The organism is Pseudomonas sp. NBRC 100443 (assembly GCF_030268185.1).
GTDB lineage: Bacteria > Pseudomonadota > Gammaproteobacteria > Pseudomonadales > Pseudomonadaceae > Pseudomonas > Pseudomonas citronellolis.
In genome coordinates, this window is the sequence record NZ_BSQE01000062.1 from 1 (window position 1) to 570 (window position 570).

General features: G+C 51.4%; 2 tRNA genes and 1 rRNA gene. All 3 read right to left on the reverse strand.

Annotated elements, in window-relative coordinates:
• Positions 1-170: 170 nt before the first annotated feature.
• Positions 171-246 (reverse strand) — tRNA-Ala (locus QSJ95_RS32510).
• Positions 247-273: 27 nt separating this feature from the next.
• Positions 274-350 (reverse strand) — tRNA-Ile (locus tag QSJ95_RS32515).
• Positions 351-498: 148 nt separating this feature from the next.
• Positions 499-570 (reverse strand): 16S ribosomal RNA (locus QSJ95_RS32520); the annotation flags it as partial.

Here is a 570-nt window from a genome sequence, read left to right on the forward strand (position 1 = left end):
TTGAACTCGCAAATTTTACCTTGACTTGAACAATCCCCAGTGAAAGAGATCATTCAGTCTACTTCTATCACATACCCAAATTTTTAAAGAACGGTTCCGGTACAAAGACCAGACAGCAAGGTTCGTTCTACCGAACATTCCTGTCTGAGCTTTACGACGATTGCGGAAGATGGTGGAGCCAAGGAGGATCGAACTCCTGACCTCCTGCGTGCAAAGCAGGCGCTCTCCCAGCTGAGCTATGGCCCCATCGGATCAAGGCACCACCACAACAATTGGTGGGTCTGGGCAGATTCGAACTGCCGACCTCACCCTTATCAGGGGTGCGCTCTAACCAACTGAGCTACAGACCCAATCGTTTTGGCCCTGCAGGTCGACCTCACCCTGCTCTCTATCCAAGAGCCTGGGGTGCGCTCTAACCAACCGAGCAACAACCTAATCGTCTAACCAGTGAATCAAGCAATTCGTGTGGGAGCTTATGAGAAAGCCGGGATCTTCGATTAAGGAGGTGATCCAGCCGCAGGTTCCCCTACGGCTACCTTGTTACGACTTCACCCCAGTCATGAATCACTC